General features: G+C 68.2%; 24 protein-coding genes. 10 read left to right on the top strand and 14 right to left on the bottom strand.

What is annotated here, in order from left to right; all coding sequences use genetic code 11:
- The first annotated feature begins 35 nt into the window (after positions 1-35).
- Positions 36-947: an EamA family transporter gene (locus tag AC04ME_RS13270; RefSeq protein WP_475435397.1), complete on the top strand. Its 912-nt coding sequence runs from the start codon at positions 36-38 to the stop codon at positions 945-947.
- A 6-nt stretch (positions 948-953) separates the two neighbouring features.
- Here the strand turns inward: AC04ME_RS13270 and ffh are convergent, their stop codons facing one another.
- The 4 genes from ffh to AC04ME_RS13250 all read right to left on the bottom strand — a co-directional run bounded on the left by ffh (position 954) and on the right by AC04ME_RS13250 (position 4,327).
- Positions 954-2,507: a signal recognition particle protein gene (gene ffh, locus AC04ME_RS13265; RefSeq protein ID WP_042541678.1), complete on the bottom strand. Its 1,554-nt coding sequence runs from the start codon at positions 2,505-2,507 to the stop codon at positions 954-956.
- 13 nt (positions 2,508-2,520) lie between these two features.
- A complete protein-coding gene (locus AC04ME_RS13260; RefSeq protein WP_042541679.1) occupies positions 2,521-3,042 on the bottom strand; it encodes an RNA polymerase sigma factor in 522 nt (173 codons plus the stop codon).
- A complete protein-coding gene (locus tag AC04ME_RS13255; RefSeq protein WP_042541680.1) occupies positions 3,039-3,656 on the bottom strand; it encodes a hypothetical protein in 618 nt (205 codons plus the stop codon). The genes AC04ME_RS13260 and AC04ME_RS13255 overlap by 4 nt, the downstream gene beginning before the upstream one ends.
- 74 nt (positions 3,657-3,730) lie before the next feature.
- Positions 3,731-4,327, bottom strand: coding sequence for a TetR/AcrR family transcriptional regulator (locus tag AC04ME_RS13250; protein WP_042541681.1), 597 nt, complete (start codon positions 4,325-4,327; stop codon positions 3,731-3,733).
- Between the two features lie 94 nt (positions 4,328-4,421).
- Here AC04ME_RS13250 and lipB point away from each other — a divergent pair, with 94 nt between their 5' ends.
- Positions 4,422-5,075, top strand: coding sequence for a lipoyl(octanoyl) transferase LipB (gene lipB / locus AC04ME_RS13245; protein WP_042541682.1), 654 nt, complete (start codon positions 4,422-4,424; stop codon positions 5,073-5,075).
- A complete protein-coding gene (gene lipA / locus AC04ME_RS13240) occupies positions 5,072-6,061 on the top strand; it encodes a lipoyl synthase (RefSeq protein ID WP_042541683.1) in 990 nt (329 codons plus the stop codon). The genes lipB and lipA overlap by 4 nt, the downstream gene beginning before the upstream one ends.
- A gap of 21 nt (positions 6,062-6,082) precedes the next feature.
- Here lipA and AC04ME_RS13235 read toward each other — a convergent pair whose 3' ends face one another.
- Genes AC04ME_RS13235 through smc form a run of 3 tightly spaced genes read right to left on the bottom strand, consistent with a single transcriptional unit; the run spans position 6,083 to position 11,067 of the window.
- Entirely contained in the window at positions 6,083-6,583 is a 501-nt protein-coding gene (locus AC04ME_RS13235; RefSeq protein WP_042541684.1) for a DUF2004 domain-containing protein, read from the bottom strand.
- A 44-nt stretch (positions 6,584-6,627) separates the two neighbouring features.
- The gene (gene ftsY / locus AC04ME_RS13230; protein ID WP_042541685.1) at positions 6,628-7,500 is read right to left on the bottom strand and encodes a signal recognition particle-docking protein FtsY; all 873 of its coding nucleotides are present in this window, start codon (positions 7,498-7,500) and stop codon (positions 6,628-6,630) included.
- 24 nt (positions 7,501-7,524) lie between these two features.
- A complete protein-coding gene (gene smc / locus AC04ME_RS13225) occupies positions 7,525-11,067 on the bottom strand; it encodes a chromosome segregation protein SMC (protein ID WP_475123591.1) in 3,543 nt (1,180 codons plus the stop codon).
- A 546-nt stretch (positions 11,068-11,613) separates the two neighbouring features.
- Between smc and AC04ME_RS13220 the strand changes: the two genes are divergently transcribed.
- The 5 genes from AC04ME_RS13220 (at position 11,614) to AC04ME_RS13200 (ending at position 16,174) form a co-directional block, all read left to right on the top strand.
- Complete coding sequence (locus AC04ME_RS13220) at positions 11,614-11,892, top strand: hypothetical protein (protein ID WP_042541687.1); 279 nt, start codon at positions 11,614-11,616, stop codon at positions 11,890-11,892.
- A gap of 13 nt (positions 11,893-11,905) precedes the next feature.
- Positions 11,906-12,994: a GNAT family N-acetyltransferase gene (locus AC04ME_RS13215; protein ID WP_475435393.1), complete on the top strand. Its 1,089-nt coding sequence runs from the start codon at positions 11,906-11,908 to the stop codon at positions 12,992-12,994.
- Complete coding sequence (locus AC04ME_RS13210) at positions 12,991-14,070, top strand: GNAT family N-acetyltransferase (RefSeq protein ID WP_475435391.1); 1,080 nt, start codon at positions 12,991-12,993, stop codon at positions 14,068-14,070. Before AC04ME_RS13215 ends, AC04ME_RS13210 begins: the two co-directional genes overlap by 4 nt.
- 89 nt (positions 14,071-14,159) lie before the next feature.
- Positions 14,160-14,855 carry an ABC transporter ATP-binding protein gene (locus AC04ME_RS13205; RefSeq protein WP_475435389.1) on the top strand — a complete coding sequence of 232 codons (696 nt, stop codon included), beginning with the start codon at positions 14,160-14,162 and terminating at the stop codon, positions 14,853-14,855.
- A complete protein-coding gene (locus tag AC04ME_RS13200) occupies positions 14,852-16,174 on the top strand; it encodes a permease (RefSeq protein WP_475435387.1) in 1,323 nt (440 codons plus the stop codon). The genes AC04ME_RS13205 and AC04ME_RS13200 overlap by 4 nt, the downstream gene beginning before the upstream one ends.
- 3 nt (positions 16,175-16,177) lie before the next feature.
- Here AC04ME_RS13200 and mutM read toward each other — a convergent pair whose 3' ends face one another.
- From mutM to AC04ME_RS13170, 6 genes are all read right to left on the bottom strand, one after another.
- Positions 16,178-17,041 carry a bifunctional DNA-formamidopyrimidine glycosylase/DNA-(apurinic or apyrimidinic site) lyase gene (mutM, locus tag AC04ME_RS13195; RefSeq protein ID WP_042541692.1) on the bottom strand — a complete coding sequence of 288 codons (864 nt, stop codon included), beginning with the start codon at positions 17,039-17,041 and terminating at the stop codon, positions 16,178-16,180.
- Complete coding sequence (rnc, locus tag AC04ME_RS13190; RefSeq protein ID WP_042541693.1) at positions 17,034-17,726, bottom strand: ribonuclease III; 693 nt, start codon at positions 17,724-17,726, stop codon at positions 17,034-17,036. The genes mutM and rnc overlap by 8 nt, the downstream gene beginning before the upstream one ends.
- Positions 17,727-17,743: 17 nt before the next feature.
- Entirely contained in the window at positions 17,744-17,953 is a 210-nt protein-coding gene (gene rpmF / locus AC04ME_RS13185) for a 50S ribosomal protein L32 (protein WP_042541694.1), read from the bottom strand.
- 2 nt (positions 17,954-17,955) lie between these two features.
- Positions 17,956-18,504 (bottom strand): YceD family protein, encoded by a 549-nt coding sequence (locus AC04ME_RS13180; RefSeq protein ID WP_475435437.1) that lies wholly within the window; start codon positions 18,502-18,504, stop codon positions 17,956-17,958.
- An 83-nt stretch (positions 18,505-18,587) separates the two neighbouring features.
- Positions 18,588-19,085 carry a pantetheine-phosphate adenylyltransferase gene (coaD, locus tag AC04ME_RS13175; protein WP_042541696.1) on the bottom strand — a complete coding sequence of 166 codons (498 nt, stop codon included), beginning with the start codon at positions 19,083-19,085 and terminating at the stop codon, positions 18,588-18,590.
- Between the two features lie 30 nt (positions 19,086-19,115).
- A complete protein-coding gene (locus tag AC04ME_RS13170; RefSeq protein ID WP_194286026.1) occupies positions 19,116-21,290 on the bottom strand; it encodes an ATP-dependent DNA helicase RecG in 2,175 nt (724 codons plus the stop codon).
- A gap of 61 nt (positions 21,291-21,351) precedes the next feature.
- Here AC04ME_RS13170 and rsmD point away from each other — a divergent pair, with 61 nt between their 5' ends.
- A complete protein-coding gene (gene rsmD / locus AC04ME_RS13165; RefSeq protein ID WP_475435384.1) occupies positions 21,352-21,954 on the top strand; it encodes a 16S rRNA (guanine(966)-N(2))-methyltransferase RsmD in 603 nt (200 codons plus the stop codon).
- Here rsmD and thiL read toward each other — a convergent pair.
- On the bottom strand, positions 21,924-22,919 hold the full coding sequence (gene thiL / locus AC04ME_RS13160) for a thiamine-phosphate kinase (RefSeq protein ID WP_475435382.1): 996 nt from the start codon (positions 22,917-22,919) through the stop codon (positions 21,924-21,926). The two genes, rsmD and thiL, sit on opposite strands and share 31 nt — an antisense overlap.
- 23 nt (positions 22,920-22,942) lie before the next feature.
- On the opposite strand from thiL, the gene AC04ME_RS13155 reads away from it, so the two are divergent.
- Positions 22,943-23,449 (top strand): DUF3515 family protein, encoded by a 507-nt coding sequence (locus AC04ME_RS13155; RefSeq protein WP_475435380.1) that lies wholly within the window; start codon positions 22,943-22,945, stop codon positions 23,447-23,449.
- Positions 23,450-23,458 lie beyond the last annotated feature (9 nt).

The following is a 23,458-nucleotide window of genomic DNA, read 5'->3' as shown; positions in this document are numbered from 1 at the left end:
GGACTCATGTGTCCATCGGGATCAGGCTGAGAGACATGAACCGGCTGACTCTGCTGCTCCTCACGTCCCTGGCCCCCATCTCCTGGGGCACGACCTACCTCGTGACGACCGAGATGCTGCCCGCCGGTCATCCGCTGCTGGCAGGTCTCCTCCGATCGCTCCCCGCGGGTCTCGTGGCTCTCGGTCTGGGCCGCGCGCTGCCGCCGCGAGGCTGGTGGCTGAAGTCGCTGGCTCTCGGCATCCTCAACATCGGAGCGTTCTTCCCGCTGCTGTTCCTGGCCGCAGAGCGTCTGCCCGGCGGCGTCGCAGCAGCAGTCGCCGGCGTGCAGCCGCTGATCATCCTCTGTCTGGGGGCGCTCGTGCTCCGCGACAGGATCCGCCCTCTGACGGCAGCCGCCGCCGCAGTCGGTGCCGGCGGTGTCGCTCTCGTGGTGCTGGGCCCGGCCGCGGAGCTCGACCCCGTCGGCATCATCGCAGCGGTCGGCGGCGTCACCGCTACGGCTCTCGGGATGATCCTCACCAAGCGCTGGGGGCGCCCCGCCGGTGTCGGGCCGGTCGCGTACGCGGGTTGGCAGCTGACGGCTGGCGGGTTGTTCCTGCTGCCACTGACACTCGTCTTCGAGGGATTCCCTCCCTCCATCGACGGCGGCGCGATACTCGGCTACCTCTGGCTGGGCGCGGTCGGCGGTCTCATCGCGTACACGCTCTGGTTCCGCGGCATCCAGGAGCTGCCCGTCATCGCCCCCGGCCTGCTCGCCCTGCTCTCCCCCGTCGTCGCGACGACACTGGGAACGCTGCTCGCCGGCGAGACGTTCGCCCCGGTCCAGGCGCTCGGACTCTCCCTCGTTCTGAGCGCGCTCGTCACCGGGCAGCTCGCTGCGCTGCGGAAGCCTCGCAGAGAGGTCGCTCCATCGACGCGGGGGCCGCTCGCGGCGGCACGCCGATGAGTCCGGTCAGCTCTTGCCGAACAGCTTCTGGATCTCCGCGAGGTCGGCTTCACTCGGCGCCTTGGTGCCGCCGAGACCGAAACCGGAGCCGGTCGGGGCGGCCGCGGAGGTGATTCCCGCGTTCTCGGCTGCGCGCTTGGCGGGGTTGCCCGAGCGGGAACCGCCCGAGGACTTGCCCTTCTTGCCGCGCTTCGACGACGCACCAGGCTTGCCCATTCCGGGCATGGAACCCATTCCCGGGATGTTCGGAGTGCCGCCGCGTGCGACGGTCTTCATCATCTTGGCCGCCTGATCGAAGCGCTGGACGAGCTGGTTGACGTCCGTGACGGTCATTCCCGAACCGCGCGCGATGCGCAGACGACGCGAACCGTTGAGCACCTTCGGGTTGCGTCGTTCGCCCGGTGTCATGGACCGGATGATCGCCTCGGTGCGATCGATCTCGCGCTCGTCGAAGTCCTCGAGCTGCTGCTTCATCTGCCCCATGCCGGGGAGCATCCCCAGCATCTTCTTCATCGAGCCCATCTTCTTCATCTGCTGAAGCTGGTCGAGGAAGTCTTCGAGGGTGAACTGCTCGGTCGCGAGCTTCTCGGCCATCTTGACGGCCTCTTCCTCATCGAAGGCCTGCTGGGCCTGCTCGATGAGGGTGAGGATGTCGCCGAGGTCGAGGATGCGACTGGCCATGCGATCGGGGTGGAACGGCTCGAGGTCTTCGAGTCGCTCGCCGGTGGACGCGAAGATGATGGGGCGGCCGGTGACGGAGGCGACGGAGAGCGCCGCACCACCGCGAGCGTCACCGTCGAGCTTCGTCAGGACGACACCGGTGAAGTCGACTCCCTCTTGGAAGGCCTTCGCCGTGTTGACGGCGTCCTGGCCGATCATGGCGTCGATGACGAACAGGACCTCATCCGGGTCCGTCGCCTTGCGGATGTCGGATGCCTGCTTCATCAGGTCGGCGTCGACGCCGAGGCGACCGGCCGTGTCGATGATGACCACGTCGTGCTGGTGGCGGCGCGCGTGCTCCACACCGTCGCGCGACACCTTGACGGGGTCACCGACTCCGTTGCCCGGCTCGGGCGCGTAGACGGTCGCGCCGGCCTGCTGCGCGACGACCTGGAGCTGGTTCACCGCATTCGGACGCTGCAGGTCGGCCGCGACGAGAAGGGGCGTGTGTCCCTCGCTCTCGAGCTGCTTAGCGAGCTTGCCGGCGAAGGTGGTCTTGCCCGAGCCCTGGAGGCCGGCGAGCATGATGACGGTCGGCGCGGTCTTGGCGAACTGCAGACGACGCTGCTCACCGCCGAGGATCTGCACCAGCTCCTCGTTGACGATCTGCACGACCTGCTGCGCGGGGTTCAGCGCCTTGCTGACCTCATCGCCGAGGGCGCGCTCGCGCACCTTCGCGGTGAACTCCTTGACGACCGCCAGTGCGACGTCGGCGTCGAGCAGCGCGCGACGGATCTCGCGCACAGTGCCGTCGACGTCGGCCGCGGTGAGCTTTCCCTTCGTGCGAAGGTTGCGGAAGGTCTCGGTGAGCCGATCGGAGAGCGTGCCAAAGGTAGCCATGGTGACACCGAGTTTACGCGAATCCGGCACCGTTCTCCGCGTTCGGAGCCGCGCCGACCGCGAGCTCGGCCCGGAGCAGTTCTCTCGCGCGCGCGTAACGGCCGCGTGCGGTCGACGAAGGGATGCCGAGAAGCTCCGCCGCATGCACGAGAGACAGTCGATCCCAGTGCACGAGCCGCACGATCTCCGCAAGGTCGGGATCGAGCCGTGCGATCGCGTCACGCACCTCCAGCCCCTCGTCAGCGGCAGGTGAGCTGTGATGCTCCTGCCGCTGCAGCCGAAGCCGATCCGCGAGCGCCCACCGTCTCCGCTGCCCCCTGTCGTGGTTGGCGAGCGTGCCTCGTGCGATGCCGAAGACCCACATCCGCGCGCGTTCCGGTTCATCGGGAAGGTCGGATGACCGACGCCACGCGATCACCATGGTCTCCCCGAGGAGGTCCGCGGCGTCGTCGGGGCCCACCCGACGCGAGAGGTAGGCGAGCAGGTCGGTCGCGCTCTCCTCCAGCACCCGGGTCAGGGCTGCGTCGCGGCTCATTCCCCGTCCCCCCAGTCCTCGCCGTCGCAGTGCACCTGACTGTGCGACTCGGTGCCCCCTAGCGCCTCGCTGGCGAAGCCGTTCGCAGCGAGCTCCGCGTGCACGAGCTCGTCGACGGCCTGTGTGTGCGCCGTCCAGGCATCGAGATCGGCTTGCCGAGGGTCGGGATCGACCGCAGGGTCGCCGGCACGACTCTCCTCCAGCTCGTGGAGGATCCCCGGAACGAGAGGCGCGGCCGCCGCTTCGACATCCGTGCTCGCGAACCAGTCGTCGACGATGCGGTTGACCTCGTCGTTCGTGAACATGTCGTGCGTGTCGAGCGCGCTGAATCGCAGTTCGCACTGTCCCCAGGTCGGCGAGGTGTAGCTGTAGGTCCGATCCGCATCCTCGAGGCCCGGGCTCCAGAGCCAATCCGATGACGCCGCGGCCACACCGGCGCCGCCGACGAGGAAGAGCGCCAGCGCCGTGGTCAGCACGGCTCTCCGACGTCCGCGACGAGGTGGCCGCGTCTCCTCGCGCGCCGCGAGGATCATGGCCCGGATGTCTCCGGGTTCCGGTCTCGCCGTCGTCGGTGCGGAACAGTCGAGCATCTCGTCGAGCGGGTCGGTGGCCATCATGTCTCCTCGGTCGGGAAAGGGGTCTCTCATTCCTGACCTGTCCGGCTCGCGCGGTTTCGTCCGCGGGGAGATCAGGTTTCCGTGCCACCCCACGGCAATCGGCCGATCGCCCGCACAGCGTCGGCGAATCGGTCCCCCACGGAACCTCGTCCCGCACCGCTCTCCGCCCACGCTCGCACGGCGGCGACCACGGCGGCGGCCCAGGTGGCCGCGGCGATGTCCGCGGTGAGAGCGGTGACCCCCGACCGGCGAGCGAGATCGGCCAGCGCCGCCGCGAGGCGAGCCTGGCGAAGCGCGGCATCCTGCTCGAGTTCGTCGTCGAGCCCCATGGCCGACGAGTTCGTCATCGCGAGAGCCAGGCTGTCCGGTGCGAAGTCCTCGACGAGCTCCGAGAGAATGCGCCGCACATGCGTGCCGTCGCGGTCTTCGGGCACGACGACCAGGTCGTCGACCGCACGGCCGATGCGGTCGTCGAGGCCGGACCAGAGCACATCGCTCTTCGAGGAGAAGTAGTTGAAGAAGCTCGAGCGGCTCACTCCGGCACGCTGGGTGATGTCGGCGACAGAGGTGGCGTCGTAGCCCCGCTCGAGGAAGAGCTCGCAGGCGGCCTCGGCGAGGGTCTCGCGCGAAGAGGCCTTCGGGCGCCCTGCTCGGCTCGTGCTGCTCATGCAGACACGCTACCGCGCGTCGCTCCTGCGCGCCGCGACCGTCACGGAGGAGTATTCTTAGACGCAATCCATCAATTGATCGAGAGGGCCTCCCATGCTCGACATCCTCACCCCCGGACTCGCTCCGAGCTTCGTCCCCTACCCCGCCGGGTGGGACCTGCAACGCAGCATCCACGCCGACGTCGTCGACGGCACTCGCCCGGACACGCTCATCCTGCTCGAGCACGAGGCGGTGTACACCGCCGGCAAGCGGACCGAGCCGCAGGAACGCCCGACGGACGGCACACCGGTGATCGACGTCGACCGCGGCGGCAAGATCACCTGGCACGGACCAGGGCAGCTCGTGGGCTACCCGATCGTCCGGCTGCCCGAGCCGATGGACGTCGTCGCGCACGTGCGTCGCCTCGAGCGCATCCTGATCGACGTGCTCCAGCCACTCGGCGTCGACGGATACCAGGTCGAGGGGCGCAGCGGGGTGTGGGTTCGCCGCCCCCTGTCGGAGGACAAGGTCGCGGCGATCGGGGTGCGCGTGCAGCAGGGAGTGACGATGCACGGCTTCGCGATCAACTGCGACAACAGCCTCGCAGGATTCAGAGGCATCATCCCGTGCGGGATCACCGACGCCGGTGTCACCACCGTGAGCGAGGTCGTCGGAGCGGACGTCTCCCCCGCCGACATCGTCGACTCGGTGTCCGCCGCCTTCCTCGCCGAATACTCGACAGCCGCACACGCAGGAGCACACGCATGACCGCCGCACCAGAGGGACGCAAGCTCCTCCGCCTCGAGATCCGCAACGCCGAGACTCCCATCGAACGCAAACCGGAGTGGATCAAGACGAAGGCGAAGATGGGGCCCGAGTACACGGCGCTCCACTCGCTCGTCAAGAGCGAAGACCTTCACACCGTCTGCCAGGAGGCCGGCTGCCCCAACATCTTCGAGTGCTGGGAAGACCGGGAGGCGACCTTCCTCATCGGCGGATCGCAGTGCACCCGACGGTGCGACTTCTGCCAGATCGACACGGGCAAGCCCGATGCCTATGACACCGACGAGCCACGCCGTGTCGCCGAGAGCGTCGTGCGCATGAACCTCCGCTATGCGACGGTCACCAGCGTCGCACGAGACGATCTGCCCGACACCGGAGCCTGGCTCAACGCCGAGACGGTGCGGAAGATCCACGAGCTCAACCCGAACACCGGCGTCGAGCTGCTCGCCAACGAGCACAACGCCGACCCTGCCTTCCTCGGGCAGATCTTCGACGCCCGTCCCGAGGTCTTCGCGCACAACGTCGAGACCGTGCCGCGGATCTTCAAGCGCATCCGCCCGGCGTTCCGGTACGAGCGTTCGCTCGATGTGATCACCCAGGCGCGGGACGCAGGCCTCATCACCAAGTCCAACCTGATCCTGGGGATGGGCGAGGAACCTGAAGAGGTCGTCCAGGCGCTGAACGACCTGCACGACGCCGGCTGCGACATCATCACCATCACGCAGTATCTGCGCCCCTCTCCTCGCCACCTGCCCGTGGCCCGATGGGTCAAGCCTGCGGAGTTCGTCGAGTTCAAGGAGGAGGCGGAGCGGATCGGCTTCCTCGGCGTGCTCGCCGGGCCTCTCGTGCGCTCGTCGTACCGTGCCGGCCGGCTGTGGGCGCAGTCGATGGTCTCGAAGGGGCGCGAGATACCACCGCACCTGGCGCACATCGCCGAGAGCGCGGATCTCGGCTTCGCTCAGGCAGTCTGAGCGATACCGAGGCGGTGAGCGTCAGTCGGCGCTCATCACCGACTGCACGCTGCCGTCGGAACCCAGGTTCACCAGCAGGACATCGTCGGTGGTGGTCGCGTCGAGCGCGTACTCCAGCACCGCGAACGGCTCCGACCCGCCGTGTTCGTCGGCGAGGATCGTCATGCTCATGAGTCGCAGCGAGCGGATGATGTCGACGGCGGCGTCACCGCTGACGTCGACCAGCACCTCTTCGAGTTCGTCTCCGTAGGCCTCCTGCTGCTGCAGGATGTACTCGGTGACCTCGCTGGTGCGGTCATCGACCTCCGCGAGCATGCCCCGCCGGGACACATCGTCGACGTTCTCGATCCCCGCGATGAGCGAAGCGGCGATGTCGAGCGCGTCGGCAGAGACATCGTCCTGGTCAGGAGCGGTGAGATCGACGGTGACGCTCTGGTCACCGAGCTCCACCGTCTCAGACCAGAAGATCGAGCCGTCGGGCCCTGAGGACAGGAGTCCGAAGTAGTCGTGTTCGATCGCCATAACGCTATGAAACCAGCCTCGTGCTCGCGGCGGTAGTCCCGTAATCAGCCGACGAGCGACTTGACGAAGACATGGGGGGTGAAACCGGTCAGATCATCGATGCCCTCGCCCTGGCCGAGGAGCTTGACGGGGATGCCGGTGCGCTCCTGCACGGCGAGGACGAAGCCGCCCTTCGCCGAGCCGTCGAGCTTGGTCAGGACGAGTCCGGTGACCCCTGCATGCTCGAGGAACGCCTCGGCCTGCATCACACCGTTCTGACCCGTGGTGGCATCGAGGACGAGCAGGACCTCGCTGATGGGAGCCTGCTTCTCGATCACCCTGCGGATCTTCGAGAGCTCGTCCATGAGCCCTCCCTTGGTGTGCAGTCGGCCGGCCGTGTCGATGATCGCGATCTCGATGCCCTCGCGCTGGGCGAACTCGATGGTCTGGTAGGCCACGGATGCCGGATCCTGACCCTCTTGCTGGGGGCGGACGATCGCCGCTCCGCCGCGCTGTGCCCAGGTGGCCAGCTGATCGACGGCGGCCGCACGGAACGTATCGGCTGCTCCGACGACCACGCTGCGCTGGAACCCGCGAAGGAACTTGGTGAACTTGCCGATCGTGGTGGTCTTCCCGACGCCGTTGACGCCGACGACCAGAACGACCGCCGGCCGCTCGGTGAGCTTCAGGGTCGTGTCGAACTTCGCGAAGTGCTCCTCGAGCGTCTCGCGGAGCATCCGCTGGAGATCCTGCGGATCGGTCGTGCGGTAGCGCTCGACCTTCTCACGAAGCTCTTCCACGACCCGCTCGCTGATGTCGGGGCCGAAGTCGGCAGTGAGGAGGGCCGTCTCGAGGTCCTCCCATGTCGTCTCGTCGATAGTGGGCTTGACGAACATCCCGCGCAGCGCACGAGTGAGGGACCACGACTTCTCCGCCATGACTCCAGCCTACGGGTAGCGCTGTCAGCCGGCCGCCGCGCGGTCGCCCACGCGCTGTCCGACGACCGCCGACACCCCGTCCTGACGCATCGAGACCCCGTAGAGCGCATCTGCGATCTCCATCGTGCGCTTCTGATGGGTGATGACGAGCAGCTGCGAGCTCTCGCGAAGCTGCTCGAACACGGTGAGCAGGCGGCCGAGGTTGGCGTCGTCGAGCGCCGCCTCGACCTCGTCGAGGATGTAGAACGGGCTCGGGCGGGCTTTGAAGATCGCGACCAGCAGAGCGACTGCAGCGAGGGAACGTTCACCGCCCGAGAGCAGTGACAGCCTCTCGATCTTCTTCCCGACCGGCCGTACAGAGACCTCGATGCCGGTCGTGAGCATGTTCTCGGGATCCGTGAGCGAGATGCTTCCGGTTCCGCCGGGGAACAGCAGAGGGAAGACCTCCCCGAACGCGACCCTCGTGTCTTCGAACGCGCTCGCGAAGATCGTCTGCATGCGCTCATCGAGGTCCGCGATGATCGTGCGCAGGTCCTGTCGCGTCTGCGTCAGGTCGGCGAGCTGCTCGGTGAGGAACGCGTGGCGCTGCTCGAGCGCCGCGAACTCCTCGAGCGCGAGCGGGTTGACCCGTCCGAGCTGAGCGAGCTTGCGTTCGGCCTCGGCGAGCCGTCGCTGCTGAATCCGCCGATCGAACGGGATCGCCGTGTCGTCGAGCAGGTCGTCCTCAGCCTGGTCGGCTCCGGGATCACGGGGAACGAGCTGATCGGGGCCATATTCCGCTACGAGAATATCTTCGTCGAGCGCGAGCTCCGATGCCACGCGCTCGAGCAGACTGTTGAGGTGCAGCTTCTTCTCGTGGATCTGCAGTTCGAGGCCGTGCACGCTCTCGGTGAGCCCGGCGAGCCGCTCGCGCAAGGAGGTCTCCTGCGCTCGAAGAGCAGTGAGCTCCTGGTTCTGCGCCGATCGCGCGGCCTCGGCCTCGGCCAATGCGACGCGCGCCTCGGTGACCGACCGATCGATCGAGTCCAGGATGCGGGGCAGCTCCTGAGCCACTCCGGATGCCGCTTCGCGCTGTGCGCGTCGGATGACCGCCCGGCGCGCAGCCTCGGCTGCGGCGTCCCGCTCCTGCTCGCGTTGCCGTTCGAGTCCGGCGACGCGAGCCTGGGCAGCACGAACACGCTCACGAAGCGTCTCGATCTCCAGACGCGCTCGGACCTCACCTTCGCGCGCCGTCTCGAGCGCCTCGAGCAGACCGTCACGCGCCGAGGCGTCCAGCACCGGCCGGGGGGCGGCGATGGCCGCATCCAACTCGGCCTTGGCCGCGTCGGCCTTCGCCTCCGCATCCTGCACCGCGCTCTGTGCCTGCGCGAGTCCTGATTCGAGCCGCTCGCACTCGGCGACAGCCGACTCGTGGGTGACAGTGACGCGGTTCACCTGTTCCGCGTGGGTCGCCAGCGCGGCGTCGTGCTCGCGCAGCGCCCGGAGCGCGTCCTTCGCCTGGCGACGTGATGTCTCCACGGCCTCGTTCGCGTCTGCGCGAGCCTCGCGCAGTGAATCGACGATGACCTGCACCTCTGCCAGGCGCTCGTTCGCCGCGTCCCGTTCGGCGGCGAGCTCGAGACGGGAGCGTTCGCCGCCGGATCCGGTGCGCAGCGTCTGCGCGGTGACGACATCGCCCGCCGTCGTGACGATCGTCGTGGTCGTATCGCCCGCGAGGTCGAGCGCGAGTCGTGCATTGCGCGCCGCGTCCAGGCTCGCGGCGATGACGACGTGCGACAGGATTCCGAGGACCCCGTCCGGAGCCGTGACCGTATCGATCGCGGGCGTCACGCCCTCGAGAGCGGGCAGCTCGATCGACGGACGCGCAGCATCGGCGACGACGAAATCCACCACTCCCCTGCGCTGGTCGGACGCGTCCTGTGCCAGCTCGAAGGCGTCGGAGGCCCTCTCGACGAGGACGCCCTCGGCCAGCGAACCCAGCACGGCTGCGATCGCGGCCTCGAACCCGTTTTTGACCTGCACCGAGTCACCCACGAGGCCACGAACACCCGTGGCTCCCGCCTTCACGATCTCGGCGGCGCCTCCTGAGATCGCGAGCGCGCTTCCGAGTGCCGCAGCCTTGGCCGTGAGAGCGTCGACCTCGCGCTCGGCCGCGTGCAGGCGCTCGCGGAGCGTCTCTCGCTCGGCCTCGGCCGCCGTCGCGGCACGCTGCGCGCTCTCATATGCGGCGGAGTGCTCTGCCGCCGTGCCCTCCGGCGCCTCCGCGTCGTCGATCGCCTCGAGGGCTTCGGCGGCGTCTCGGCGACGCGCGTTCGCCGCCTCGAGCGCGTTCTCCTGGCGCAGGACCGCACCGCGCACCGCAGCGAGGGCCGACGCGGCCGCATCCGCCGTGCCTCGCAACGAGCTGAGCCGCATGTCGTACTCCGACACGAGCGCGCTCTGCTCGGCGATGTCCACGTCGAGAGTGTCGAGCTCCGCCCGCGCATTCACCACCTCGCGGCTCGCCACGCTCGCCGCGTCCTGAGCGTCGCCGAGGCCGGCGGAGATCTCGGTGATCTCCGCCTTCGCCTCGTCGATCGTGGTCTGCGTGACAGTGATGGCCGTCACGGCAGCATCGTCTTCTTCCGAGCCGAGGAGCGCGAGTCGCTGATTGGCGAGGGTGTACAGCCCGCGCATCCGCTCCTGCACCTGCTCGAGACCGAAGGCCACGCCTCTCGCCTGATCGACCGCCGCCGAGTTCTGATCCTGCTCAAGGCGTGCGATGCTCGCCCGCACCGCCTCTGCCTGATCCGACAGCACGAGCCGTTCGGTGTGCCGCTCATGCTCGGTGCGCGTGTGATCGGCCAGCGCCGTGCGCAGCGCCACCACGTCATCCGCGAAGATCCGAGCCTTGGCATCACGCACGACCGCAGCGATCGTCTGCGCCTCGCGCGCGATCTCCGCCTGCCTGCCCAGGGGTTTCAGCTGGCGCCGGATCTCGCCGGCGAGATCGCTGAGACGCGTCAGGTTGGTCTCCATCGCATCGAGCTTGCGAAGGGTCTTCTCCTTGCGACGCCGATGCTTGAGGATGCCGGCCGCTTCCTCGATGAAGCCGCGCCGATCCTCCGGAGACGCCTGGAGCACCGTGTCCAGGCGCCCCTGCCCCACGATGACGTGCATCTCGCGTCCGAGACCGGAATCGCTGAGCAGTTCCTGAAGATCGAGCAGACGGCAGTTCTCGCCGTTGATGGCGTACTCGCTGGCGCCGTTGCGGAACAGCGTGCGACTGATGGTGACCTCGGCGAACTCGATCGGCAGGGCGCCGTCGCTGTTGTCGATCGTGAGCTGCACCTCGGCCCGACCGAGCGGCCCTCTCGTGGACGTGCCGGCGAAGATGACGTCCTCCATCTTGCCGCCGCGCAGAGTCTTCGCTCCCTGCTCACCCATCACCCAGGCGAGGGCATCGACGACGTTCGACTTGCCCGATCCGTTGGGACCCACGATGCAGGTGACGCCCGGTTCGAACACGAAACTGGTCGGCTGCGCGAAGGACTTGAACCCCTTGAGGGTCAGGCTCTTCAGATGCATGCGGCTACCGCGCTCTCCGGGTGATTCACGCCCATACGCTACCGGAATAACGGCTCAGAACCGGCATCCCGCGCGGGAGCGGAGCGAACGGGAATCGGCCGCGACACGCCGGGCCACGCCGGGGATGCTTGACGGACACGCCCGGGTTTCGCTACGGTAACCTCCGGATCGCCACACGAAAAGGAGGTTACCGATGATCACTCAGCTCAACGCTCAGGCCACTGGCCTCGCCGCGCCATTCGCGCCGCGCCTTGCGCACTCGGTAACCACCGGCGTCCGTCTCGGCGCTCTCTCGTAGAACCGCAGCCCGAGAACTCTGCCCCCCACTCACCCACCGGTCTCCGATCGGTGACGGGGCTTCTCGTTCGCGTGTCTCCGCGCCCCACCCTCTGATCCTTCTCGGATCACGGATCACCGCCGACCCCGGCGATCGCCTTCCGGCGCGCTGGGCTCTCGACTCTCGCCGCGCTCCGCCGGCCGTCTTCTCGGCGCGCCGCGACAGCGCTCTCCTCACCGAACACCACCACCCATCTCGAAGGAATCACCGTGAACACCACGCTGTATCGCAGCATCCCCCACCCTCCGGATACCGAGGACCAGCAGGTCCTTCATATTCCCGCACCTGATGAACTGCGGCGCCTGGCGCTGGCAGATCGTCTATCGCTCAGGATCGGCCTCTGGCTTCTCCAGCGGGCTCAGCGCCCTCGCCCGACGCACCGCGTCACCGCCCTCGAGGCGGACGCGCTGCATCTCGATCGGCGGACCCGCAGCGAGGGCGAGACATATGCCCTGCTCACGTACGACCTGCAGCGTCAGCTGCGCTGACCTGGAGATCACCATGAGCATTCCGCTCACCGCAGATGCGTCGCTGCATCCGCTCGTGCTGCCTGCACGGGCGGATGCGGCCGACGCCGTCGAGTTCCGCGAGCTCGCCCGTGTGCGCAACGCCGTCTACCGCGAGCTCACCGGCCGCACCGAACAGGACCTCACGCCGGAGGCGCTGCTCCCGATCCTGCGCTCCCGCAWGGAGCGCACGACCGCGGTGTGGACGGTGCGCGTCGAAGGAGAGATGGTCGGACGCACGGTCATCGACATCCCGCACGAAGAAGGCTCGCGTGTGGCCATCGCCTCGATCGAGCTCCACCCTCGGGTCTGGGGTCGGGGAATCGGAACAGCGATCCTCCCGCACGTCGAAGCCTTCGCCAGGCTCCACGACCGCACGGTCATCCAGAACTGGACGGAACAACCGGCGAGCGAGGGTCCGAGACTCCAGGCCCGGACCGGCTTCGGCAGCGTTCCCGACGATCATGTCGCGCGATTCCTCGTCCGCCATGGGTTCAGCCTCGAGCAGGTCTGCCGGGTGAGTCGACTCAAGATCGATCCCGAGACGGTTCGTCACGCCGAGCAGCTGCGCGACGAGGCACGCGCGTCGTCTCAGGACTATCGCGTGATCAGGTGGATGCTGCCGACGCCCCCCGAGCACGTCGATGGCTACGCGTGGCTCAAATCGCGCATGTCGACCGATGCACCGTCTGCCGATCTCGAGGCGGACGAGGAGGTCTGGGATGCAGAACGCCTGATCGAGTCCGAGAAACGCGTGGCGGAGATGGGCCAGATCATCCAGGTCACCGTCGCCCAGCACGTCGGGACCGGCGAGCTGAGTGCGTTCACCGAGCTCCGCATCGGACCCGATCTCGGCGCGACCACCCATCAGCACGACACTCTGGTGCTCAAAGAGCATCGCGGACACCGATTGGCACAGCTCGTGAAGTGCGACGCTCTCCTGTCGTGGACGGGCCTCGCGCCCGAATCCCGCGACGTGATCACGTACAACGCCGAGGAGAACCGGCCCATGCTCTCCATCAATGAGGCGATGGGGTTCACCGCCATCGCCTATGAAGGAGCCTGGAAGAAGGAACTGTCATGACGACCACCGCACTGACCATCGAGCCGCTCATCGTCCCTGTCGCGCTGGACGCCCCCGACGGCGCGGACTTCCGCGCCTACGGTCAGCTCAACCGGCAGATCTGCGATGAGATGGTGGGTCTGCCCGACATCGCACCCGACGCCGCCCAGTTGCTCGCGTCGTGGCAGGACTCCACCGACACCCTGCAGACCGGATTCGTGGCCAGGAACGGCGACGAGATCGTGGGGATGATCACGATCGCCTATGCCCAGGAGGCGGATGCGAAGGCGGCGGAGGCGGACCTCCTCGTGCCCGAGAAGCACTGGGGAATCGGCGTCGAGGATGCCCTCCTGACGCTCGCCGAGTCGGAGGCTCGTGCCCATGGTCGGTCTCTGGTGCAGATGTGGACGCTGCACCGACCGATCGAGTCCGAGCGGATGATCTCGCCGAGGACGGGGTGGGGTCGCATCCCGGCGATCCCGCTGTCGGACGCCTTGGAGGCCCGCGGATACGATCTCGAGCAGGTCGAGCGCAACAGCGAGCTCGATCTGCGTTCGGACCCCGCTCCGCTTCAGGTCGCTCTGCGATCTGCGCAGGCGGCCGCGGGCGACGACTATCGAGTGCTCCAGTGGATGGCTCCGACACCGCCGGAGTTCCGCGACGGCTATGCGTCGATCCTCGCTCGCCTGTCGACCGACGCCCCGAGCGGCGAGATGGACTTCGTCGCTGAGGAGTGGGACGCGGAGCGTGTCGTCCGCCGAGAGCGACGGCTCACCGGAGCCGGTCAGGCACTGTCGATCGTCGCGGTGCAGCACGTGCCGAGCGGGGACATCGTGGCATACAACGAGCTGCTCGTCGGAGCGGACCGCTCAGGGATCACCCACCAGCTGGGCACGCTGGTGTCTCGCGAGCACCGCGGGCACCGGCTGGGCACCGTCGTCAAGTGCGCGAACCTCCTGCACTGGCGAGAGCTCATGACGTTCTCCCCCGCAGTCTCCACGTTCAACGCCGAGGAGAACCGCCCGATGCTGAGCATCAACGAGTCGATCGGGTTCGTGCCGGTCTCTTACGCCGGCGCGTGGCAAAAACGGATCTGAACGAGATCATCCGATCGGTGTACGCGGACGCGAGCGGATCATCCGCCCGGCCGACGCAGCGCCCCTGGCCGAATCGCGAGGCTGGAGGCATGAACGACTCCGTCCTCGACGCACGCTCCCTGACTAAGTCCTACGGCACGACCCGCGCACTCGCCGGGGTGGATCTCACGATCCACCGCGGCGAGTCGGTGGCGATCATGGGCGCCTCCGGATCGGGCAAGACCACTCTCCTCCATGTGCTCGCCGGTATCGTCACGCCGGACTCCGGCACCGTGACCTTCCAGCCCTCGACCGGGGAGCCTGTGGAGGTCGCGGGGCTCGGGGAAGGTGCTCGCTCCCGGCTGCGCAGGGAGTGTTTCGGGTTCGTCTTCCAGCAGGGACTCCTCATCCCTGAGCTCACCGCCGTCGAGAACGTGGCGCTCGCATCGATGATCAACGGCGTGAAGAGAGCGGATGCCACGGCCCACGCGGCGTCCTGGCTCGCCGCGCTGGGGCTCGCCGGGATGGAGGACCGCCGCATCGGCGAGCTCTCCGGCGGGCAGGCGCAGCGCGTCGCCATCGCACGGGCCCAGGCCACCGGCGCGGATCTCGTCTTCGCCGACGAGCCGACCGGAGCGCTCGACTCGCACACCTCGCAGGACGTGATGAACGCACTGCTCTGGTCGACGACCGGGCAGGGGCGGACGCTCCTCGTCGTCACCCACGACGCCGACGTCGCCGCTCGATGCTCGCGAGTCGTGGCGGTTCGCGACGGACAGATCGTCTCGCCGGCGGTGACGGCATGAACGCCCGCGTCCTGACCCTCCTTCTCCGACCCGCGAAGGGTGAGAACGCCGTCCTGGCGCTTCCTGTGGTCGCGTTCGGAGTCGTCACGGCTCTGGTGCTGACAGTCGTGGGCGGAGCACAGTCGTTCTGGACCTGGACCGACGACTACGCTCCGGTCTACCAGGCACTGGCAGCGATCGCTCTCGTCCTCCTCGTCGTACCGCTGACGAATCTCGGAGGGGCGGCTGCTCGCCTCTCAGCCCGCCGTCGCGACGAGCGACTCTCGACACTGCGACTTCTGGGCGTGACTCCGATGGGTGTCAGCGTGGCCACCGTGATCGAATCCGTGCTCGTGGCGGCCTCAGGTGCCGTCGCCGGAGTGCTCGTCCATCTCGCGACCGCTCCCCTGGTCGGGCTCATCCCGTTCCGTGGAACTGCTCTCGGCACCGACGCCGTGATGCTGTCTCCCCTCAGCATCCTGGCGGTCGTGGGCGGGGTCCTTCTCGTGGCGGCCGGCAGCGCCGTGCTCGGTCTCCGACGCGTGATCGTCTCACCGCTCGGGGTGCGCATGCGGACGACGGTCTCCACCGTGCACTGGTTCCGGGCGATCATCGGCATCTCGGTGCTCGCTCTGGTCTTCGTCCTCGTCAAGGTCTTCCCGTCCGTCGCGGGGCTCGCAGTGACGATCACCGTTCTCGCAGCGCTGTTCGCGGTGGCGCTCGCCGTGCTCAACGTGATCGGGCCGTGGGTACTCAAGGTCAGCGCATCACGTCAGCTCCGCCGGGCCGAGCGGGCCGACCGGCTGCTCGCCGCCCGTCTGGTGCTGGACTCACCCAAGGCCGCATGGCGTCAGGTGAGCGGGATCGCGATGGCGAGCTTCATGGCCGTCTTCGCCGGGACCGGCGTCGCACTGATGAACGTGATGAACAGCGGAGAGGCGACGGATGCCGATGCAGCACTCGCCGTGGACATGCGCACCGGTCTCGTCATCACGCTGGTCGCCTCCTTCGTGATGGTCGCGGCATCCGTGGGGGTGAATCAGGCCGCTTCCGTGCTCGATCAGCGCGATCTGCACCGAAGCCTCCACCACCTCGGGATGCCCCTCGACACCGTCGACAGCGCACGTCGCCGCGCGATCATGTCACCGCTGCTCGTCACCGCGATCGGATCGGCGACCTGCGCGGCCGTGCTCGTGTTCCCCCTGCTCGGGATCGCCCTGATCACCGCTCCCGAGTCGCTGCTGACGATCGGCATCGTGCTCGCGGTGGGAATCGGCATCGTGTGGGCGAGTACGCGGGCGACCCGGCCTCTGCTCGCCCGGTCGTTTGAGACGGCATGAGCCTCAGCGTCGGCGCTGGCAGCGCGGGCAGAAGTGACTCGACCGGTTCATGAAAGCCTGTCGGCGGATCAGCGTTCCGCACCGGGGGCATGGCTGACCGCCGCGACCGTAGGCGTTGAGGGAGTGCGCGAAGTAGCCGGCCTGGCCGTTCACGTTGACGTACTGGGAATCGAAGCTCGTGCCTCCCTCGGCCAGCGCCTTCGCGAGCACCACGCGGATCTCAGCGAGGAGCCGACCGATCGCGGGTGTCGACAGCGCGCTCGCGAGAGTCTCGGGGTGGATGCGCGCCGCCCAGAGCGCCTCGTCGGCGTAGATGTTGCCCACCCCGCTGATCACCTGCTGATCGAGCAGCACGCGCTTGACCGCGCTGCCCCGCTTTCGGAGCGTGCGCACCAGGATGCCGTCGTCGAAGAGAGGGTCGAGGGGATCGCGCGCGATGTGCACGACCTGGGTGGGGATCATCGTCGGCCCGTCCGGCACGAGGCTGTCGACCGCCAGCGACCCGAAGGTCCTCTGATCGGCGAACACGATGGCGAGCTCTCCGTGCTGCGGGTGCTCGATGCCGATGCGAATGCGCTCGTGGCGTTCCGCTTCGGCATCCGGCGCGCGGAGCAGCATCTGCCCGCTCATCCCGAGGTGCGCGATCAAAGCGGAACCCTCCGCGTCGAGCGGAAGCCAGAGGAACTTGCCTCGACGCTCGGCGGCGGTGAACACGCGCCCTTCCAGGCGCGACACGAAGTCCGATGCCCCCGCGGCATGACGTGTCAGGGCGCGCTCATCGAACACGCTCACCCCCGTGATGACCGAACCGACCGCGGCAGGAGCGAGACCGGCTCGCACCACCTCGACCTCGGGGAGCTCAGGCACGCTCGTTGAGGAAGCGCCACGCACTGAGCGCGGCCGCCATCTCTGCAGTCTTCTTACTGCTGCCCTTGCCCGTCATCGCCACATCGCCGACGCTCACGGTCGCCAGGAAGCGACGATCGTGATCGGGACCGCTCGCCTCCACCGAGTACTGCGGTGGGGTGGCACCGACCCGCGCCGCAAGCTCCTGAAGACTGGTCTTCGGATCCATGGCGGCGCCATAGCGCTCGGGGTCGGCGAGGAGCGGCGCGGTCAGACGGAGCACGAGCTCAGTGGCCGCCTCAGGACCCGCCGACAGGTAGGTCGCACCGATGACGGCTTCCATCGTGTCGGCGAGGATCGAATCCTTGTCGCGTCCGCCCGTCTGCTCCTCGCCTCGACCGAGCCGCAGGTGGCTGCCCAGATCGATGCCTCTCGCCACCTCTGCGAGAGCGACCGTCGAGACGACACTGGCGCGCCGCTTGGCGAGTTCGCCCTCATCGAGCCCTGGATGGGTCGTGAAGAGCATCACGGTGACGGCTTGGCCGAGAATGGAGTCGCCGAGGAACTCGAGACGTTCGTTGTGAGGGATGCCACCATGCTCATACGCATATGAGCGATGGGTGAGCGCCAACTCCAGAAGCTCCGCGTCTATATCGACGCGGAGCTTCTCTGGGAGTGGTCTCGTCCCCCCAGGGACCTCAGTCACGGAAGTGAAGTCGCGACTCAGACGTCGGCGACCTTGCGGCCCTTGTACTCGAGGAACAGCTCGGTGCCCTGCGAGTCGGTGACGACCTTCGCCTGGTGGGGGCGGCTGTAGACGGTCTTGCCGTTCTCGACGGTCTTGACGAGAGCGATGGGCGCCGCCTTCCACTGCGCGCGGCGCGAGCGGGTGTTCGAACGGGATACCTTGCGCTTCGGGGGGTTACCAGCCATGACTAGCTCTCTTCTTTCTCGGCGGCACGAGATTCTTCCGTGCCGTCTTGGTCTGTGATGTTCTGGAGCGCGCTCCACCGAGGATCGATGGGAGCCGCATGCTCCTTGTCGGTGCTCGCTGTCAGCCTCTCGCCCGTCTCCGGGTCGAGCCCGGGGCAATCCGGCTGACACACCGGCTGAAATGGAAGCGCCAATACGGCCGCATCCCTGACTAGAGTTTCAAGATCCACGTGGTCGTCTTGAACCTCGAAGTCAGTTTCTTCCTCACCAGGATACGCGAAAAGCTCCTGGAACTCGACTTCGACGGGCCGAACGATGTCGATGAGGCAGCGACCGCACACGCCGGAGTAGTCCGCGTCGACGATTCCCGACACCAGAATGCCCTCATGGACCGACTCGAGACGGACATCCAGGTCGAGCTCGGAGCCTGTCTCGTAGGACACGATCCCCTCGCCCCAGGCATCCTTCAGGGTCACGGAGAACTCGTGTTCGCGCATCTCTCCCGGCTTGCGGACGATGTCGCGGACGGGGAGGACGAAAGGACCACTCATTCGGGAACGCACCCAGCAATGGTACCGGCTACATGCGGTGGGAGGCTGGCTTCGGGCTGAGCGCGGCTCTCAGGAGCGCGACGTCAGATGCCGCGAGACCCGGTGTCGAGGAATGCGGCGACCGCAGGAGGGACGAAAGGCGATACATCGCCCCCGAGCCCCGCCACCTGTCGCACGAGGGAGCTGGACACGAGAGCATGCGCCGGGTCGGGCAGCAGGAAGACCGTCTCGATGTCTGCGAGGTGCCTGTTGACGATCGCCATCGGCGATTCATAGGCGACGTCGATCTGGGAGCGGATCCCCTTGACCAGCACGCCGGCACCCACATCGCGCGCGTAGTCGACCAGAAGGCCCATGCTCCACGATCCGACGATCACGTTGCCGTCCATGCCCTCATCGGCGATCGACTGCTCGATGAGCGACAGCCGCGCCGCGATGGGCAGCATCGCCTCCTTGCCGGGGTTGTGCACGACGAGCACATGCAGCTCGTCGTACAGCTTGGCGGCCCGACGGATGACGTCGAGGTGGCCCAGGGTCGGCGGGTCGAAGGAACCCGGGACGACGGCGATCCGGCTGCTCATGCCACCAGCCTAGGGCACGCCGTGCTCGGGTCAGTTCTTCGCCAGGGCCGCGCGATCGTCGTCGCTCACTCGTCGCTCGATGGCGGATCTGAGCCCCGGGTTCGCGTCGAGACCGGGGTCGGCTGCGAGGATCACCTCGGCGAGCTCGCGAGCTCTGACGATCAGACCGGAGTCCTTGACCACGCGCAGCAGCTTCAACGACGACCGCACGCCCGCCTGTGCTGCGCCGAGCACGTCTCCTTCACCGCGCAGCTCGAGATCGACCTCGGCGAGGGCGAAACCGTCGAGGGTCGCTGCGACCGCGTCGACTCGCTCGCGCGCCACCGAGCCGGCTTCCGCCTCTGTCACGAGCAGACACAGCCCCGGAACACCGCCTCGACCCACCCGGCCTCTCAGCTGATGCAGCTGGGAGACGCCGAAGCGATCGGCATCGAGGACGATCATGGTCGAGGCGTTGGGCACGTCGACCCCGACCTCGATGACGGTCGTGGCCAGAAGCAGGTCGATCTCGCCTCGCGCGAAGGCCTGCATCACCGCATCCTTCTCGTCGGACGGCATGCGTCCGTGGAGAACCGCTCGGCGCAGACCGCCGAGTTTCGGGTGCGTCGCCAGCGCCTCGTCGAGCTGCACCACTCCCCAGCGTGGACCGGATGCGCCCTCGGGTTGCAGGAGCGCGGGCTCACCCGCCTCGGCCGTCTTCTTGGTGGTGTCGATCGCGGCGCACACTGCGAAGACCTGGCGCCCCTGGGCGATCTCCTCGGCGGCGCGCTCCCAGACGCGATTGAACCACCCGGGATGCTCGGCGAGTGGGGCGACGAACGACTCGATTCCCGCCCGTCCCTTCGGCATCGTGCGGATCACCGAGGTGTCGAGATCTCCGAAGACCGTCATGGCCACGGTGCGAGGGATGGGCGTGGCGGTGAGGACGAGGGCGTGCGGGCTGGAGCCCTTGGCGCGGAGAGCCTCGCGCTGCTCGACGCCGAACCGGTGCTGCTCGTCGACCACGACGAGCCCGAGATCTGCGAAGGTCGTCTTCTCGCCGAGCAGCGCGTGGGTGCCGACGACGATCAGGGCCTGCCCGGAGGCGACGCGCAGGGCGGCCTTGCGCCGCGCCGCAGCCGGCATCTGCCCGGTGAGGAGTGTGGGCATCACGAGCGGAGCCAGCTCCGGCCCGAGCATCTTCGATATCGACCGCAGGTGCTGGCCCGCCAGGACCTCGGTCGGCGCGATCAGCGCGGCTTGGCCGCCGGACTCGGCGACCTGGAGCATCGCACGCAGGGCGACGAGCGTCTTGCCCGAGCCGACCTCTCCCTGCACGAGCCGGTTCATCGGCCACGAGCCGACGAGATCCTTCGCGACCTGCTCGCCGACGGTCTGCTGATCGGGCGTGAGATCGTAGGGCAACGAGGCGTCGAACCGCTCGAGCAGACCTCCGGGCTTCGCCGCACGCGCCGTGGCCGAGAGCGATCGCACCGCGTCGCGCTGCTGCAGGAGTGCGGTCTGCAGCGTGAGCGCCTCATGCATCCGCAGCGTGCGTACTGCAGGATCGATGTCGTTGCGGGTCTTCGGTCGATGGATCTGCTCGAGCGCCTCTCTCGCGGTCAGCAGCTCCTCCCGCTGACGGACGTCCGCCGACAGAGGCTCGGGCACGTCACCGAGGCCGTCGAGCACGCGAGTGATGAATTTCGCGATCTGCCAGGTCTGCAGCGTCGACGTCGCGGGATAGATGGGGATCAGCACGGCTGCGCGGGCGTCCGCACGCCGCCTGGCCGCATCCTCGTCGTCGAAGAGCTCGTACTCAGGGTGCGCGAACTGCGTCATCCCGTTGAACTCGCCGACCTTGCCCGAGAAGACGCCTCGCCGACCGACCGCGAGATCCTCGGAGCGCCACTTGGCAGCCCCGAGATTCTTCGCGAAGAACGTCAGGGACATCTTGCCGATGCCGTCGCCGATCACGACGTCGACCATCGCGCCCCGTCGATTGCGCATCGCCCTGGCACTCGACGACAGCACCTCGGCGACGATCGTCACGGTCTCACCGAGCGGAAGCTCACGGATGGGGGTGAGCTCGCCGGGGTCGGCATACCGCCGGGGATAGTGCGACACGAGATCGCCGACCGTCTTCATGCCGAACGCCCGATCGAGAGACTTCGCCGGCGTGGAGCCCAGCGCCTCCTCGAGCGACGAATCCAGCGTGAGCGACATGATCCGAGTCTAGGAGGCCGCACGGACACGACGTGCGCCCCGGCTGTCGTATCGTGAACGGGTGACGAGGATCATCGCCGGAAAGGCACGCGGCGCGCGGCTCGACGTTCCCCACGCGGGGACGCGACCCACCAGCGACCGCGTACGGGAGTCGCTCTTCGGAGCGCTGGAATCGGCCGACGCGATCGCCGGAGCCCGAGTGCTGGATCTCTACGCCGGATCGGGTGCACTGGGGTTGGAGACGCTCAGCCGCGGCGCGGCAAGCGCCGACCTCGTCGAGCACGGCCGAGAGGCTACGGCCGTCGTGCGTCGCAACGTCGCCACCGTCGCGAAGGCCGGCGCGAACGGCGCGAAGGTGCACCAGAGCACGGTCCGGTCGTTCCTGCTGCGAGCCTCAGGTCCGTACGACCTCGTCTTCTCGGACCCGCCCTACGACCTCGAGGACGACGCGATGACCGCGGATCTCATCGCGCTCGCACCGTGTCTCGCCCCTGACGCCCTCGTGATCATCGAGCGTGCGCGCCGCTCCACGCCTCCTGATCTGCAGGCCGCCGGCCTGGAGCTGATCCGTGAGAAGGCATACGGCGACACCGCTCTCTGGTGGGCCGAGCCGGCTCTCGCCTCAGAGACGCCTCAGCCCGAGGCCGAATCCCAGTCGCGATAGGGGTCCCAGCCGCTCACGTCTGCGGGTGCGTCGTCGACCAGCAGATCGTGCTCGCCCCGCGGGGCCACAGTCCCGATGACGCGGAACCCCGACGGCAGCGTCCCCGGAGGGAAGGTGGCGAGCAGCGCATGATCCTCGCCACCGGCGAGGGCACGCTGCGGAGAGTCTCCGAGCGTCGCGCTGTCGAGGGCGATCGTGACGGCCGAGGCCGCCGCCATCCGTCGCGCATCGAGGGCGAGACCATCCGAGACGTCCATCATCGCGGTCGCTCCGGCTGTGGCGGCGAAGGGTCCGAGGCCGATCGGGGGCGACGGACGGAGCTGGGCGGCCAGCGCCGCGCTCTCACCCCGTCCGAGCGCGGATGGATCGACGGCGACCGGTGTGTCACCATCACGGAACCTGCCGAAGAGGACGGAGAGTCCGTGGGCGGCGTGTCCGAGCTCTCCGGCCACCGCGACCACATCACCGACCCGCGCACCTGAGCGCGTCACCGGCGCCCGGCCCTCGAGATCGCCGAGAGCGGTGACCGCAACGGTGAGGACATCCGAGACGGTGAGATCGCCACCGACCACGGCGCAGCCCGGCGCCAGGGCCGCGCACGCCTCACGGAATCCGTCGGCGAGGCGTTCGACGAAAGAGAGCCTCAGATCGCGCGGAACAGCCAGCGCGACGAGCAGCGCGGTCGGGCGCGCACCCATGGCGGCCACGTCGGCGAGGTTGACTGCCGCAGCCTTCCACCCGAGGTCATAGCCCGACGACCACGCGAGTCGGAAGTCAGGACCGTGCACGAGGGTGTCCGTCGTGGCGACCACGGACCCCGACGGAGCCGCGATCACCGCCGCATCGTCGCCGGGTCCGATGATCGTGTGACTGGCCCGCGCGGTCCTCGCCAGGATGGCCCGCAGGATCTCCCCCTCCGAAAGATCGCCGAGGGTCGGATCATCGTCGCGAGGTCGGGAGGGCATGCAGTCAAAGGTAGCCTGGATGCATGCCCCGCTCTCGTCGTCTCGCCGTCATCGCGGGGTCGCTGGTCCTCGTCGCAGCGCTCTCCGGATGCTCGACCACGATCCATCTGGAGCCGGCCGACGATGCGAACAATCCGGCGTGCGCGGAGGTCTCCGTGCTGCTTCCGGATGCCGTCGGCGATCTGGACCGCGTCTGGACCGATGCCCAGGCCACCGGCACCTGGGGCGACCCGACGGTCGTGTTGCGCTGCGGCGTCGAACCGCCGGCGCCCTCGACCGAAGTCTGCACCACGATCGGCAGCGTCGACTGGCTCGTGCTCGACCAGGAGGAAGAACGACAGCGTCTGGTGACCTACGGTCGTGACCCGGCCGTCGAGGTGATCATCCGCCGGGGCGAGGAGATCGACTTCCGCACGGTGGTCGAGAGTCTCTCGACGAGCATCCAGTCCGGCCTCGAACCGGCGACGGCTCGGTGCACCGACCGGGTGCCCACCGAGGAATCCCCTGACGAGGGATCGGCCGAAGGCTGAGCGGACGCC

The sequence above is a fragment of the Microbacterium sp. LjRoot205 genome (assembly GCF_056175745.1).
The sequence above is the reverse complement of the archived record's forward strand: the minus strand, read 5'-3'. Positions and strand labels throughout refer to the sequence as shown.

Excerpts from the sequence above, each read along its gene's own strand:
- AC04ME_RS13155 (WP_475435380.1), top strand. The coding sequence starts at position 22,943 with ATGCCCCGCTCTCGTCGTCTCGCCGTCATCGCGGGGTCGCTGGTCCTC.
- smc (WP_475123591.1), bottom strand. The coding sequence starts at position 11,067 with ATGCATCTGAAGAGCCTGACCCTCAAGGGGTTCAAGTCCTTCGCGCAG.
- AC04ME_RS13205 (WP_475435389.1), top strand. The coding sequence starts at position 14,160 with ATGAACGACTCCGTCCTCGACGCACGCTCCCTGACTAAGTCCTACGGC.
- thiL (WP_475435382.1), bottom strand. The coding sequence starts at position 22,919 with ATGCCCTCCCGACCTCGCGACGATGATCCGACCCTCGGCGATCTTTCG.
- AC04ME_RS13260 (WP_042541679.1), bottom strand. The coding sequence starts at position 3,042 with ATGAGCCGCGACGCAGCCCTGACCCGGGTGCTGGAGGAGAGCGCGACC.
- lipA (WP_042541683.1), top strand. The coding sequence starts at position 5,072 with ATGACCGCCGCACCAGAGGGACGCAAGCTCCTCCGCCTCGAGATCCGC.
- ftsY (WP_042541685.1), bottom strand. The coding sequence starts at position 7,500 with ATGGCGGAGAAGTCGTGGTCCCTCACTCGTGCGCTGCGCGGGATGTTC.
- AC04ME_RS13250 (WP_042541681.1), bottom strand. The coding sequence starts at position 4,327 with ATGAGCAGCACGAGCCGAGCAGGGCGCCCGAAGGCCTCTTCGCGCGAG.
- AC04ME_RS13170 (WP_194286026.1), bottom strand. The coding sequence starts at position 21,290 with ATGTCGCTCACGCTGGATTCGTCGCTCGAGGAGGCGCTGGGCTCCACG.
- AC04ME_RS13200 (WP_475435387.1), top strand. The coding sequence starts at position 14,852 with ATGAACGCCCGCGTCCTGACCCTCCTTCTCCGACCCGCGAAGGGTGAG.
- lipB (WP_042541682.1), top strand. The coding sequence starts at position 4,422 with ATGCTCGACATCCTCACCCCCGGACTCGCTCCGAGCTTCGTCCCCTAC.
- rpmF (WP_042541694.1), bottom strand. The coding sequence starts at position 17,953 with ATGGCTGGTAACCCCCCGAAGCGCAAGGTATCCCGTTCGAACACCCGC.
- coaD (WP_042541696.1), bottom strand. The coding sequence starts at position 19,085 with ATGAGCAGCCGGATCGCCGTCGTCCCGGGTTCCTTCGACCCGCCGACC.
- ffh (WP_042541678.1), bottom strand. The coding sequence starts at position 2,507 with ATGGCTACCTTTGGCACGCTCTCCGATCGGCTCACCGAGACCTTCCGC.
- AC04ME_RS13210 (WP_475435391.1), top strand. The coding sequence starts at position 12,991 with ATGACGACCACCGCACTGACCATCGAGCCGCTCATCGTCCCTGTCGCG.
- AC04ME_RS13255 (WP_042541680.1), bottom strand. The coding sequence starts at position 3,656 with ATGGCCACCGACCCGCTCGACGAGATGCTCGACTGTTCCGCACCGACG.
- AC04ME_RS13180 (WP_475435437.1), bottom strand. The coding sequence starts at position 18,504 with ATGAGTGGTCCTTTCGTCCTCCCCGTCCGCGACATCGTCCGCAAGCCG.
- AC04ME_RS13235 (WP_042541684.1), bottom strand. The coding sequence starts at position 6,583 with ATGGCGATCGAACACGACTACTTCGGACTCCTGTCCTCAGGGCCCGAC.
- AC04ME_RS13270 (WP_475435397.1), top strand. The coding sequence starts at position 36 with ATGAACCGGCTGACTCTGCTGCTCCTCACGTCCCTGGCCCCCATCTCC.